The organism is Streptomyces sp. NPDC056296 (assembly GCF_042268605.1).
Taxonomy (GTDB): Bacteria; Actinomycetota; Actinomycetes; order Streptomycetales; family Streptomycetaceae; genus Streptomyces.
The window spans coordinates 44,875-59,026 of the sequence record NZ_JBHJRX010000057.1; the positions used below are offsets into that span (position 1 = coordinate 44,875).

7 protein-coding genes are annotated in these 14,152 nt (G+C 72.4%); 3 read left to right on the top strand and 4 right to left on the bottom strand.

Features of this window, described 5'->3' with window-relative positions; all coding sequences use genetic code 11:
* The first annotated feature begins 134 nt into the window (after nucleotides 1-134).
* Nucleotides 135-599: an LAETG motif-containing sortase-dependent surface protein gene (locus tag ACFCZF_RS32720; protein WP_376674716.1), complete on the top strand. Its 465-nt coding sequence runs from the start codon at nucleotides 135-137 to the stop codon at nucleotides 597-599.
* 46 nt (nucleotides 600-645) lie between these two features.
* Here ACFCZF_RS32720 and ACFCZF_RS32725 read toward each other — a convergent pair whose 3' ends face one another.
* Nucleotides 646-1,848 carry an acyltransferase family protein gene (locus ACFCZF_RS32725; protein ID WP_376674717.1) on the bottom strand — a complete coding sequence of 401 codons (1,203 nt, stop codon included), beginning with the start codon at nucleotides 1,846-1,848 and terminating at the stop codon, nucleotides 646-648.
* Between the two features lie 280 nt (nucleotides 1,849-2,128).
* Nucleotides 2,129-4,858: a pyruvate, phosphate dikinase gene (gene ppdK / locus ACFCZF_RS32730; RefSeq protein ID WP_376674718.1), complete on the bottom strand. Its 2,730-nt coding sequence runs from the start codon at nucleotides 4,856-4,858 to the stop codon at nucleotides 2,129-2,131.
* A gap of 493 nt (nucleotides 4,859-5,351) precedes the next feature.
* Between ppdK and ACFCZF_RS32735 the strand changes: the two genes are divergently transcribed.
* Nucleotides 5,352-7,112 carry a CDP-alcohol phosphatidyltransferase gene (locus ACFCZF_RS32735; RefSeq protein ID WP_376674719.1) on the top strand — a complete coding sequence of 587 codons (1,761 nt, stop codon included), beginning with the start codon at nucleotides 5,352-5,354 and terminating at the stop codon, nucleotides 7,110-7,112.
* Here the strand turns inward: ACFCZF_RS32735 and dusB are convergent, their stop codons facing one another.
* Nucleotides 7,113-8,279 carry a tRNA dihydrouridine synthase DusB gene (dusB, locus tag ACFCZF_RS32740; RefSeq protein ID WP_376674720.1) on the bottom strand — a complete coding sequence of 389 codons (1,167 nt, stop codon included), beginning with the start codon at nucleotides 8,277-8,279 and terminating at the stop codon, nucleotides 7,113-7,115.
* Nucleotides 8,280-8,387: 108 nt separating this feature from the next.
* On the opposite strand from dusB, the gene ACFCZF_RS32745 reads away from it, so the two are divergent.
* Nucleotides 8,388-9,833 carry an MFS transporter gene (locus ACFCZF_RS32745; RefSeq protein WP_376674721.1) on the top strand — a complete coding sequence of 482 codons (1,446 nt, stop codon included), beginning with the start codon at nucleotides 8,388-8,390 and terminating at the stop codon, nucleotides 9,831-9,833.
* A 151-nt stretch (nucleotides 9,834-9,984) separates the two neighbouring features.
* Here ACFCZF_RS32745 and ACFCZF_RS32750 read toward each other — a convergent pair.
* On the bottom strand, nucleotides 9,985-14,152 hold a 4,168-nt coding region (locus ACFCZF_RS32750), incomplete at its 5' end, for an HAD-IC family P-type ATPase (protein ID WP_376674722.1).

A 14,152-nucleotide genomic window follows, 5' to 3' on the forward strand; every position in this document is an offset into this window, starting at 1 on the left:
CTCCGGAGCGGAGAGCTACCGTCCGGTCACGTCACGTTCGCGTCACGAGTCCTTCATATCGCCACCACATCTACCGCACCTCAATACCTTCGTCACCTCATATCCGTCCATCCACACCATTCCCGGGACTCTCGATGAACCTGCTCCGCAAGCCCGTCGCCGTGGCCGTCGCCGCGCTGGCCCTGGCCGCCCTGCCGACCGCCGCCCAGGCGCACGAAGGCAACCACCCGTTCAAGAACTGCACCGAGGCGTACGACGCCGGATACTCCAACATCGAGAAGGGTGACGAGCACTACGGCGCGCACCTGGACCGCGACAAGGACGGCGTCGGCTGCGACCGGCCGCCCGCCGACTTCGTGCCCGCCGGCGACAAGGACACCGACGACGGGGCCGGCTCCGGGGACTCCGGGAAGGACGAGAACTCGGGGAACGGCGACGCCGGGGCCGAGGAGGCCGCCGGGCAGCAGGGCACCGACCTGGCGGAGACCGGTGGCGACGACAGCACGCCGTATCTCGCGGCGGGCGGCGCGGCCGTCGTGCTCGCCGGCGGCGGACTGCTGCTGGCCTCGCGCCGGCGCCGGAGCAACGGCGCCGGCTGACGCCGCCCACGGCCTTCGGTGCTCCCTCCGCCGGTGCCCCGTCCGCTCAGCGGCGGGGCGCCGGCGGCTTCAGGCTGAACGCGGCGCTGCTCAGCCGGCGCCGCATGGCCCGCGCCACGGGGCGCTCGACGAACCGCTGCACGACGTACGACAGCGCGACCAGGCCGGCCACCGTGAGCCCGACCACGACCCAGGGGTCGGCGCGGTCGCCGAAGCGGTGCAGTACGTTCACGCCGATGGCGTCGTGCAGCAGGTACAGCGGGAAGGTCAGCGTGCCCGCGACGGTCAGCCCGCGCCAGCGGATGCGGCTGGTCCAGCCGAGGGCGACCGCGGCGATCAGCAGGAAGAAGACCGTGATCACCAGGACCAGCCAGGCGCGCCCCGGCGACCAGGAGTCCCAGTTGAGGCGGCCTCCGTCGGGCGTCAGCAGGTAGTGCAGCGCCACCAGCCACGACATGGCGACGATGCCCCAGAGCAGCGGCGTCGGCCGGTAGCGGTACATGAGGTAGAAGGCCATGCCCGCGATGAAGTACGGGGCTGACGGCGGGTTGACCAGCAGCGTCAGCAGCGGGATGTCGGCACTGGGGGCCAGCACCGCGGCGACCGTCCACAGCCCGCAGTAGATCACCACGCGCTGGTAGGTCAGGCCCTTCCACACCACGACCGCGAAGGTGAGGTAGAAGCAGAGCTCGGGCCAGAGCGTCCAGTAGACGGAGTCGAGGTGCTCCACGCCGAGCGGGGTCTGCAGCATCGTGAGGTTGGCGAACAGCACGCGCGGGTGCGGGTGCCCGAACGGGTTGTCGGCGAAGTAGATCACGCACGCGCTGATCGCGATGGCCGCCCAGTACATCGGGTACAGCCGGGTGACCCGGGAGATGAAGAAGTCGCGGGGCGTGCGTCCCCACGCGCTCATGCAGATGACGAAACCGCTGATCAGGAAGAACAGTTCGACACCGAGCCGGCCGTAGGCGAAGTAGCCGTGGGCCTCGGGGAAGACGTCCCCCACGGGGCGGCCCCAGATGGTCTGCATCGTGGAGGGCACCTGGCCGACGAAGTGGAAGAAGACCACGGCCAGGGCCGCCAGGAACCGCAGCCCGTCCAGCGCCGCGAGCCGGTCCCTGCGGACGGGGGGCCCGGCCTCGGGCACCTTCGCCTCGGCGGCGGCCCGGGGACTCGGCACTCCGGATGCCTGCTCGCCGCCGCGCGTGGCGGCCGTTCCGGCGGTCTCCCTGTGATCCGTCGAGGTCATCCAACCACCGTTCCGGTGTGGGCCGCTGTCCGCTGCCAGGGCTCTCAAACTTCGCTGACAGCTTGCTGCTGCTCACCACACAGGAATTCACACCATCGAACACGTCACAAAGGCACGGCACAAAGGCACGGCACAGAGGCACGGCACAGAGGCACGTCACAAAGGGCGGCACCCTCCGCACAGGGTGCCGCCCTTTCCCGTGGACCGGAGCCGCCGCCGATCGGTGAGGGTGGTCGGGTGACAGACGGCGGCTCCGGGGTCTTCGCCCCGCTCGAAACGGCTAGCGGTGGTCGCTGCCCTTCGACTGCGACGCCGCGCGGCCGGCCTCCAGCCGGGCCACCGGAATCCGGAACGGGGAGCAGGAGACGTAGTCCAGGCCGACCTCGTGGAAGAAGTGGACCGACTCGGGGTCGCCGCCGTGCTCGCCGCAGACGCCGAGCTTCAGGTCGGGGCGGGTGGCGCGGCCGGCCTTCGCGGCGGCGGCGACCAGGGAGCCCACGCCGTCCTTGTCGATCGTCTCGAACGGGGAGACGCCGAAGATGCCCTTCTCCAGGTAGGCCGTGAAGAAGCTGGCCTCGACGTCGTCGCGGCTGAAGCCCCACACGGTCTGGGTCAGGTCGTTGGTGCCGAAGGAGAAGAACTCCGCGGCCTCGGCGATCTGACCGGCCGTCAGCGCGGCGCGCGGCAGCTCGATCATCGTGCCGATGGACAGCTTGAGCTTCGCGCCCGTGGCGGCCTCGACCTCGGCGATGACCTGGTCGGCCTCGTCGCGGACGATCTCCAGCTCCTGGACGGTGCCGACCAGCGGGATCATGATCTCGGCCCGCGGATCGCCCTTGGCCGCCTTGCGCTCGGCCGCGGCCTCGGCGATCGCCCGCACCTGCATGGTGAAAAGGCCGGGGATGACCAGGCCGAGGCGCACACCGCGCAGGCCCAGCATCGGGTTCTGCTCGTGCAGGCGGTGCACGGCCTGGAGCAGGCGCAGCTCGTTCTCGTGCGGCTCCTGGCGGGACTCGGCGAGCGCGACGCGCACCGACAGCTCGGTGATGTCCGGCAGGAACTCGTGCAGCGGCGGGTCGAGAAGGCGGACGGTGACCGGCAGCCCGTCCATCGACTCGAAGAGCTGGACGAAGTCCTGCTTCTGGAGCGGCAGCAGTTCCTTCAAGGACTCCTCGCGCACGGCCTCCGTGTCGGCCAGGATCAGCCGCTCCACCAGCTCGCGCCGGTCGCCGAGGAACATGTGCTCGGTGCGGCACAGGCCGATGCCCTGGGCGCCGAACCGGCGGGCGCGCAGCGCGTCCTCGGCGTTGTCGGCGTTGGCGCGCACCCGCAGCCGGCGCTTGCGGTCGGCGAAGGCCATGATGCGGTGCACGGCCTCGACCAGCTCGTCGGCGTCCTCGGCGCCCGCGTGCATGCGGCCCTCGAAGTACTCGACGACCGGCGACGGCACGACCGGGACCTCACCGAGGTAGACCTTGCCGGAGGAGCCGTCGATGGAGATGACGTCGCCCTCCTCGACGACGTGCCCGCCGGGCACGGTCATCCGGCGGCGCTTGGTGTCGACCTCCAGCTCCTCCGCGCCGCAGACACAGGTCTTGCCCATGCCGCGCGCGACGACGGCCGCGTGGGAGGTCTTGCCGCCGCGCGAGGTCAGGATGCCCTCGGCGGCGATCATGCCGTCCAGGTCGTCGGGGTTGGTCTCGCGGCGGACCAGGATGACCTTCTCGCCCGAGCGGGACCACTTCACCGCGGTGTACGAGTCGAAGACCGCCTTGCCGACCGCCGCGCCCGGCGAGGCCGCGATGCCCCGGCCGACCTTCTCGACCTTGGCGTCGTCGTCGAAGCGGGGGAACATCAGCTGCGCGAGCTGGGCGCCGTTGACCCGCTGGAGGGCCTCCGCCTCGTCGATCAGGCCCTGGTCGACCAGCTGGGTGGCGATGCGGAAGGCGGCGCCCGCCGTGCGCTTGCCGACGCGGGTCTGGAGCATCCACAGCTGGCCGCGCTCGATGGTGAACTCGATGTCGCAGAGGTCCAGGTAGTGGTTCTCCAGCGTCTCCATGATCTGCATCAGCTGGTCGTACGACTTCTTGTCGATCTGCTCCAGCTCCGCCAGCGCGACGGTGTTGCGAATGCCCGCGACGACGTCCTCGCCCTGGGCGTTCTGCAGGTAGTCGCCGTAGACGCCCTGGTGGCCAGAGGCGGGGTCGCGGGTGAAGGCGACGCCGGTGCCGGAGTCCGGGCCCAGGTTGCCGAAGACCATGGAGCAGACGTTGACGGCGGTGCCGAGGTCGTGCGGGATGCGCTCCTGGCGGCGGTAGAGCTTGGCGCGCTCGCCGTTCCAGGAGTCGAAGACGGCCTTGATGGCGAGGTCCATCTGCTCGCGCGGGTCCTGCGGGAAGTCCCGGCCGGCCTCGGTCTTGACGATCTTCTTGAACTTGGTGACCAGCTTCTTGAGGTCGGCCGCCTCCAGCTCGGTGTCGACGCTGACCTTCTTGGCCGCCTTCGCCGCCTCCAGCGCCTCCTCGAAGAGGTCGCCGTCGACGCCGAGGACGGTCTTGCCGAACATCTGGATCAGGCGCCGGTAGGAGTCCCAGGCGAAGCGGTCGTCGCCGGCCTGCTTGGCCAGGCCCTGCACCGACTTGTCGGAGAGGCCGATGTTGAGGACCGTGTCCATCATGCCGGGCATGGAGAACTTGGCTCCGGAGCGGACCGACACGAGGAGGGGGTTGTCGGCCTGGCCGAGCTTCTTGCCCATCTTCGCTTCGAGGGCGTCGAGGTGCGCGCTCACCTCGTCCCGCAGTGCCGCGGGCTCCTCGCCGCTGTCGAGGTAGGTCTTGCAGGCCTCGGTGGTGATGGTGAAGCCGGGAGGGACCGGGAGACCCAGGTTGGTCATCTCGGCGAGGTTGGCGCCCTTGCCGCCGAGGAGGTCCTTGAGGTCCTTGTTGCCCTCGGTGAAGTCGTAAACGAACTTCGCTGCGTTCGTTACCTGGAGATCTTTGTTTTCCGACACGGGTCTCGACTCCTCGAGGACGCGGTGGCTGCCCTGACGGCGAGGAATGTACCCAGATCAAAGGCGCCTGGGTACGTCCACTTGCGCGTCATGCGCCTGTAACCACTCGTCCGCCAGCGGATCGAAAGTCAAGGCTTGGCAAGCTACCGACCACTTGTGTTTTCATTTCTTGAACGAATGGACTCCCGAAAGTGCGACTAGGCGCTCATTCGAGCGCCCTTCTCTACGTTTGAGTTCGATCGATGAACGATCAAGCCATGGCACTCAGTGCCACACTTTGGAGAAGTGGAATCGCCCAAGATCCGCTCATCTGAGCGCTCCCCCTATCAGAGGTGGCGAGAATCACGCTGCCACAGGCCGTCGGATTTCACCATGCGGACGTGATCGCGCCGGGGGTGAACACACCGCTCCCGGCGGACGTACGACAGGACGGCGGGCCCGGCCCCCTCGCCGGGCCCGCCGTCCACCGGGTTACGTACGGAAGGACCTTCGGGTGCCTGTCACCACGCATTTCCGCCGGCCACCGCAGACCGCCGACGCCCCCGACACACCCGAACCCGCCGCGCTCCCGTCCCTCAAGGCCCGCCTGGCCCACTGGCGCGCCTGGCGCACCCGGTACCCGCGCACCGCCCTCGCCGTCCGCCGGACCACCACCGCCGTCGCCGCCGTTCTCGTGCTCGGGGCGCTGCTCCTGCCGAACACCCTCGTCGCCCTGGAGCCGAACCGGTTCGCCCGGATTCCGGCGGAGGCGGTCATCGGGACGGTGCTGCTGCTCTGCCTGCCGCGTGTGCCGCGCCTGGTGCTGGCGGCGCTGTTCGGCGTCGGTCTCGGTGCGCTGACCGTGCTGAACCTGCTCGACATCGGCTTCACCGAGTACCTGGGGCGGGGCTTCAACGTCGTCCTGGACTGGGGCCTGCTCGACGACGCCCGCTCGTACGTGGCGGACTCGATGGGCGGGGCGGCGGCGACCTGGGCCGCGGTGGGCGCGGTGGTGGGAGTGCTGCTCCTGCTGATGCTCATGGCGCTGGCGGCGGTCCGGCTCGGCGAGCTGCTCGCCGCGCACCGGGAGCGGGCAGCGCGGGGCGCGCTGCTGGCGGCCACCGTGTGGATGACGTGCGTGGCGCTGGGCGTGCAGACGTTCGGCGTGCCGGTCGCGACCAGGAGCGCCTCCGGGGCGCTGGAGGCGCAGGCGCACCGGGTGGTGGACACGCTGCGGGACGAGGCGGCGTTCGCGAAGGAGGCGAAGGCCGACCGCTTCGGCGCCACGCCCGGCGCGCAACTGGTGCCGGACCTGCGCGGCAAGGACGTGATCTTCACGTTCATCGAGAGCTACGGCCGCAGCGCCATCGAGGACCCGGTGATGGCACCGGGTGTCGGCCGGACGCTCGACACGAGCACGAAGGCGCTGGCCGAGGCGGGCTACCGGGCGCGCAGCGGCTGGCTGACGTCGGCGACGTACGGGGGCAGCAGCTGGCTCGGCCACTCCACCTTCATGTCGGGCCTGTGGGTCGACAACCAGCAGCGCTACCGCACCGTCACCGCGGGCGACCACCTCACCCTCACCAAGGCGTTCGCGAAGACCGGCGACTGGGACACGGTCGGCGTCATGCCGGGCGTGCAGAAGGCCTGGCCGGAGGCGGAGTGGTACGGCCTCGACAAGGTCTACGACGCGTTCGACGTCGGCTACGAGGGGCCGAAGTTCAGCTGGTCGACCATGCCGGACCAGTACGCGCTGGAGGCCTTCCAGCGCCTGGAGCACGGCAGGGAGCGCGACCGGCCGCTGATGGCGGAGATCATCCTGACCTCCAGCCACCAGCCCTGGGCGCCGCTGCCGGAACTGGTCGGCTGGGACGAGATCGGCGACGGGTCGGTCTTCGACGGCATCGAGGAGTCGGGCGAGAAGGCGGCGGACGTCATCGCCGACTCGGCACGGTCCAAGGAGGCGTACGGCAGGTCGGTCGAGTACTCGGTCACCAGCCTCACCCAGTGGCTGGAGCGCTACGGCACCGACGACACGGTCCTCGTCTTCCTCGGCGACCACGAGCCGATCACGCGCGTGACCGGCGACAAAACGAGCCGGGACGTCCCCGTCTCGATCGTCGCCAAGGACCCGAAGGTGCTCGACGCGATCGCCGACTGGAACTGGACGGAGGGGCTCAAGCCCGCCCAGGACGCCCCGGTGTGGAAGATGAGCTCCTTCCGCGACCGCTTCCTGACGGCGTACGGCTCCGTTCCGCACCCCACGAAGGGCTGATCAGCCGCCGGAGGTGTCCAGTTCCGCCTCGTCGCCGACGCCCGCGCAGTCGTACGGGTCCTTGAGCCAGCCGTCCGGCAGGACCACCCGGTTGTTGCCGGACGTGCGGCCGCGGGGACCGTCGGCGCCGGTGGGCCAGGGCTGGTCGAGGTCGAGTTCGTCGAGGCCGGCGCGCAGCGCCTCCAGGGAGGAGGTGATGGCGAGCCGCTTGCGCATCTCGGAGCCGACCGCGAAGCCCTTGAGGTACCAGGCGACGTGCTTGCGGAAGTCGATGACGCCGCGCGCCTCGTCGCCGATCCACTCGCCGAGCAGGGTGGCGTGCCGGACCATCACGTCGGCGACCTCGCGCAGGGAGGGCCGCACGTAGGCGTCGGTACGCCCCTCGAAGGCGGCCACCAGGTCGGCGAAGAGCCACGGCCGCCCCAGGCAGCCGCGCCCGACCACGACGCCGTCGCAGCCGGTCTCCCGCACCATCCGCAGCGCGTCCTCGGCCGACCAGATGTCGCCGTTGCCGAGTACGGGGATCTCCGGGACGTGCTCCTTCAGGCGGGCGATGGCGTCCCAGTCGGCGGTGCCGCCGTAGTGCTGGGCGGTGGTGCGGCCGTGCAGGGCGATGGAGGTGACGCCCTCCTCGACGGCGATGCGGCCGGCGTCGAGGTAGGTCAGGTGGTCGTCGTCGATGCCCTTGCGCATCTTCATGGTGACGGGCAGGTCACCGGCGCCGCTCACGGCCTCGCGGACGATGGCCCGCAGCAGGTTCCGCTTGTACGGGAGGGCCGAGCCGCCGCCCTTGCGGGTCACCTTGGGTACGGGGCAGCCGAAGTTCAGGTCGATGTGGTCGGCGAGGCCCTCCTCCGCGATCATGCGGACGGCCTTGCCGACGGTCGCGGGGTCGACGCCGTACAGCTGGATCGAGCGCGGCGTCTCGGTCGCGTCGAAGTGGATCAGCTGCATGGTCTTCTCGTTGCGCTCGACCAGCGCCCGGGTGGTGATCATCTCGCTCACGAAGAGCCCCTTGCCACCGCTGAACTCCCTACACAGCGTGCGGAAGGGCGCGTTGGTGATCCCGGCCATCGGCGCCAGCACGACGGGCGGCGCGACGGTGTGCGGGCCGACCTGCAACGGCCGGGCGGTGGTGCTGGGGGCGGGCGTGGTGGGCGTGGACATTCCTCCATTGTCACGTACGCGGGGCGGTGCTCGCCGCGTCGCGGGCCCGAAGATCATGTATCGGTCATTAGTTAACCGCACTATCGAAATGGGCGTACGATGGCGGCCATGCCCGAGCTCACCCACCGCCGACGCCTGCTCGTGCTCGCCATCTGCTGCATGAGCCTGCTGATCGTGAGCATCGACAACACGATCCTCAACGTGGCCCTGCCCTCCATGCAGCGCGATTTCGACGCGAGCACGTCGGGGCTCCAGTGGGCGATCGACGCGTACACGCTGGTGCTGGCCGCGCTGCTGATGCTCGCCGGGTCCACGGCCGACCGGATCGGCCGCAAACGGGTCTTCATGACGGGCCTGGTCGTCTTCACCCTCGGCTCACTGCTGTGCTCGCTGGCGCCCGACCTGTCGTCCCTGGTCGTGTTCCGGATGATGCAGGCGGTGGGCGGTTCGATGCTCAACCCGGTGGCGATGTCGATCATCACCAACACCTTCACCGACCCGCGCGAGCGAGCCCGCGCGATCGGGGTGTGGGGCGCGGTCGTCGGCATATCCATGGCCGCCGGCCCGCTGGTGGGCGGCCTGCTGGTGGAGTCGGTCGGCTGGCGCTCGATCTTCTGGGTCAACCTGCCGGTGGGCCTGGCGGCCCTGCTCCTCACCCTCCGCTACGTCCCCGAGTCCCGCGCACCCAAGGCCCGCCGCCCGGACCCGCTGGGCCAGCTGATGGTGATCGTGCTGTTCGGCTCCCTGACGTACGCGATCATCGAGGCGCCGAACGCCGGGCTCGCGACGGTACTGCCGTTCGCCGCCCTGGCCCTCACCGCGCTGATCGGCCTGCTCTGCTACGAACCCCGCCGCGCCGAACCCCTCATCGACCTGCGCTTCTTCCGCTCGGCGCCGTTCAGCGGAGCCACCGTGATCGCGGTCAGCGCCTTCGCCGCGCTGGGCGGCTTCCTGTTCCTGTCCACGCTGTACCTCCAGAACGTGCGCGGACTGAGCGCCCTGCACGCGGGGTTGTGGATGCTGCCGATGGCCGTGCCGACCTTCCTGTGCGCCCCGCTGTCCGGGCGGCTGGTCGGCACCCGGGGGCCACGGCTGCCGCTGCTGATCGCGGGCGGCGCGCTGACCCTGAGCGGGGTCCTGTTCGCCGCCTTCGAGGCCGAGACGTCCGACGTCACCCTCTTCATCGGCTACGTCCTCTTCGGCGTCGGCTTCGGCTTCGTCAACGCGCCCATCACCAACACCGCGGTCTCGGGCATGCCCCGCGCCCAGGCCGGGGTCGCCGCGGCCGTCGCCTCCACCAGCCGCCAGCTGGGCCAGACCCTGGGCGTGGCGGTGGTCGGCGCGGTGCTGGCGGCGGGCGTGGGCGCGTCGTCGTACCGCGACACCTTCGTCTCCGCCGCCCGCCCCGGCTGGTGGATCCTGGCCGTCTGCGGCCTCGCGGTCCTCCTCCTCGGCGCCGTCACGAACGGCCGCTGGGCCCACCGCACGGCAGAGCGGACGGCGGAGCGCCTGGAGTCACCGGAGGCACGGGAGGCGGCGCGGGCGGGGGCGTGACACCAAGCCCGTACGCACGGGCCGCGCCTTCCTACGACTCGCCGCACATCCAGACGCCGCCCCGCCGGACGCCCCAGGGGCGCGGGGAACTGCGCGCCCAGCCCCCACTCACCCGCAGCCGACACACGACCCCGCTACCCAGGACCCACGCTCACGCCAGGCCGCTGCGCCCCACCGCCGGCAACCGCTCCGCCACCTTCGGCCAGTACTTCACCACCGTCTCCTCCACCCTCGGCAGAGCCCGCTGCCCCGCCAGCGCCAGCGTGATCGCCGCCGCCACGCCCGCCCAGGCGACCGGCCCCAGCGGCGTGCAGCCGAAGAGCTGGCTGGCGCCCGGGGTCTGGACCAGGGCGACCAGCGCGGCCGCGGAGCCGAGGGACGTGACCTGGACCAGGCGGCTGCCCCTGCGGTCGGCCAGGGTCTGGGCGAGCTGGGTACCCACCACGGCGCACAGGGCCATCGTCGTCGAGCGGCGCGCCGTGCCCGGGGTGAAGCGGCCGAACAGCCAGGCCGCGGTCGCGCCGAGTGCCGTCGTCATGGCCCGGTGCCGGATCTGGCGGATCAAGGGCTCGCCCAGCACCGCCGTACCGAGCGGCGCGCCCGCGTCGGCGTCCTCCTGCTCGGGGTCCCCCGTCTCCGTCACCGCCACCGCCATCGCGGGGAACAGGTCGGTGAACAGGTTGACCAGCAGCATCTGACGGGTGGACAGCGGAGCGGAACCGCCGAGGACGGTGCCGAGGATGCCGAAGCCGACCTCGCCCGCGTTGCCGCCGATCAGGATGGCGATGGCGTCGGCGACGCTGTGCCACAGCGCCCGGCCCTCCCGCACCGCCTCCACCAGGACCAGCAGGTCGTCGCCCGTGACGACCAGGTCGGCGGCGTTGCGCGCGGCGGCCGAGCCACGGGCGCTGATGCCGACGCCGATGTCGGCGGCGCGGATGGCGGCGGCGTCGTTGGCGCCGTCGCCGACCATGCCGACGACCCGCCCGGCGTCCCGCAGGGACTCGACGACCTGAAGCTTCTGCTCGGGCGCCACCCGGGCCACGACGTCCGCGTCGCGCAGCATCCGGGAGCGCGCCGTGCGGTCCGCGGCGGCGAGTTCGTCGCCGGTGACCACGACCGCGTCCTCGGGCCAGCCCAGGTCGACGGCGATGGCGTGGGCGGTCTGCGGATGGTCGCCGGTCAGCACCACGGGACGTACGCCCGCCTCGCGCAGCCCGCGCACCAGCGCCGGGGACGTCTCGCGCGCCACGTCGGCCAGCCCCAGCATCCCCGTGAACTCCAGCTTCTCCGGCTCCTGTTCGAGGACGTCGGCCGCCTTCTCGCCCTTGCGCAGGGGCCGGCTGGCCACCGCGATGATGCGCAGTCCGTCGCGGGCCAGCGTCTGCGCCACCTCCGTGGCGTGCGAGGGCAGGTCGGCGCAGGCGGGCAGCACGGTCTCCGGGGCGCCCTTGACCACCAGCACCGGCGCTCCGTCGCCGTCCCGTCCGACGGCGGCGGCGTAGCCGCGCGAGGTCTCGAAGGGCAGGCCCTCCTCCTGCGCCCACGACGGGTCCGGCCCGGCGGCGTCGAGTACGGCCTCGTCGGTGGCGTGGGTGGGCCGGGCACCGTCGCCGTTCAGGCGGGGGCAGGCGCGCGCCGCGACCCGTACGGCGTCGGCCGCGTCCGGGTCGGCCGCCTTGCGGACCGTGCCGTCGGCGCCCGCCACCCGCGACACCCGCAGCTTGTTCTCGGTGAGCGTGCCGGTCTTGTCGAAGCAGATGGTGTCCATGCGGCCCAGCGCCTCCAGCGTGCGCGGGGTGCGCACGAGGACGCCGCGGCGGCTGAGCCTGCGGGCCGCCGCCAGTTGCGCCACCGTCGCCACCAGCGGCAGCCCCTCGGGCACGGCGGCCACCGCCACCGACACACCACCGGCGACGGCCTGCCGGATCGGCGTCCCGCGCAGCAGCGAGAGGCCGGTCACCGCGGCCCCGCCCGCCAGCGTCAGCGGCAGCGCCTTGCGGGTCAGCTCCTGGAGCCTGGCCTGCACTCCGGCCGCCGAGGGCGTACGGGCGGCCAGTGAGACCGCCCGCGCGGCCTCGGTGTGCTCCCCCGTGTCCACGACGACCGCCTGGGCGCGGCCGGCCACCACCGTCGTGCCCTCGAAGACCATGCAGTGCCGCTCGGCCACGGGGGCGTTCGTCACCGGGTCCACGCACTTGTCCACCGGCAGCGACTCGCCGGTCAGCGCGGACTCGTCGACCTCCAGGCCGTCCTCCCACAGCAGCCGGGCGTCGGCGGGCACGACGTCGTCCGCCTTGAGTTCGACGATGTGGCCCGGATGCAGCTTGGCGGCGTCCACGACGAGCGGCTCGACCGACTGGTCGTGCGTCTCCTCCTCGGCGACCCGCGCCTTCTGCTTCTGCTGCGCGAGCAGCCCGGACAGCGCCCGCTCGGCCCGCAGCCGCTGGAAGCCGCCGACCAGCGCGTTCAGGTCGAGCGCGCCGACGACGAGCAGCGCGTCCATGACGGAGCCGAGGATCGCCTCGGCCGCCGAGCCGACCGCCAGCACCGGGGTGAGCGGATCGTCCAGCTCGCCCCGCACGGCCTGCCCCAGTTGCCACGTCCACTTCACCGGGGCCAGAACGGGGACGCGGCCCGCCCGGTCGGCCACCGCGCGCGCCCTGGCCGCCAGTTGCTCGACGAAGGTCGGCTCCGGCTCCTTCTCCCGCTCCAGGCGCTCCCGTACGCCCGCGGGGTCCAGCGTGTGCCAGGCCACCCGCGCCCGGGGGTGCGGGGCGCGGGCCATCGCCACACCGAGCGCGGCACGCGTCCCGGACAGCAGGGCCGCCGCCGCGCTCACGTCGACGGGCGCGTGCCGCAGCCCGGGCAGCGCCGAATAGCCGCCCTTGCCACCGCTCTTGCCCTTCTCCCGCGCCTCGCCGACCGCCACCAGCAGCCCGGACAGCGCGGCCCCGGACCGGGCCAGGGTCTGCGACCGGCGCCCGATCGCGCGGGCCTCCGGCACCGCCCGCAACAGCCGCCACACGTCGGCGAGTCCTTGCGGAGCGATCACGTCCGCGCCCCACGCCACCGGGGCGTCCGCGTCGGCCAGCGCGACGGCCACGTCCCCGCCGAGCAGCCCGGCCGGCACCGTCTCGTCGTCGCCGGGCCGGGGCCGTACGACGGTGATCACGCCGCCCTCGGCGCGCAGTTCGTCCACGACGTCCCTGAGCGGTCGCTCGGCGCTGACGACCTGGTCCGCGAGGCCGGTGAAGTCGGCCAGCGCCGGGTCCTCCACCATCACCACGCGCAGTCCGGCGCGCCGCGCCGCGTCCAGTACGTCCTCGGTCCACGGGTCCGCGCCCGCCTCCGGCGCCCGCAAAGCGCTCGGATGCAGGACGACGGTGGCCGCCATCTCCAGCTGCCGCAGCCGTTCGGGGTCGCGCACGAGCACACCGTTACGCGACAGCGCGGCGCTCAGTACGGCGTGGAAGGCGGCGGGCCCGTAGCGCGCGGCCTTGGGCGAGCCGGCCAGCACCGCCTCGGCGGCCTCGGCCACGTCGTGCTTGACCAGCAGGGTCGCCAACGCGCCCGCCACACTGCCGGTCGAGGCGTGGGCGGCGTAGTCCTGCGCCGGGGAGCTCTGCAGCGGCGGACGCAGGGCGGGGTCGGCGGGCAGGCTGATCCGGCCCGGGGCGCACAGCTGGTCGTGCACGACCTCGAAGGTCGCCGTCCGGGTCACCGCCTCCGCCAGCTGGCAGACGCGAAGCGCCCCGTCCAGCACGAGTGAGGTGGGGCTCTGGCCGGCGCCGTGGACGGCGGCGTTGGCGGCGGCCAGTGCCACGTCCATGGCGTGGGCGCCGAGGCGTTCGCGCAGCCAAGCGCGGAAGGTCGGGTTCTCGCGCAGCAGCGTCGCCACGGCCGTCACCAGGCGGGGCGAGGGCGGCAGCCGCAGGCGCGCGCCGGTCACGGCGGCGGCGATGCCCAGCACGTCGGCCCCGAGGGCCGTGGCCGCGACGCGTACCGAGGCCGGGTCGCCGGGGTGGGCCGGCTCCTCCACCGGATCGGCCGGGCCCCGCTGGTCCACTCGGGTCAGTCCGTGCTGTTCGGCCAGTTCGGTGGCCCGGTCCACCACGCGGTCGGTGAGTGCTTCCTCGGTCGCGGTCACCACCAGCCGGGCGAGACCGGTGTCCCAGTAGGCGAGCAGCACCTCCGGGTGCTCGGCCAGTGCCGCCGCCACCCGGCGCGCCACGCGTTCCGTGCCGCCGGCCCGGCGCACCTGCTCCGTCGCGGCCGGCCTCAGTTCGAGGTGCGCACGGGATCCGGCCCGCCAGTCC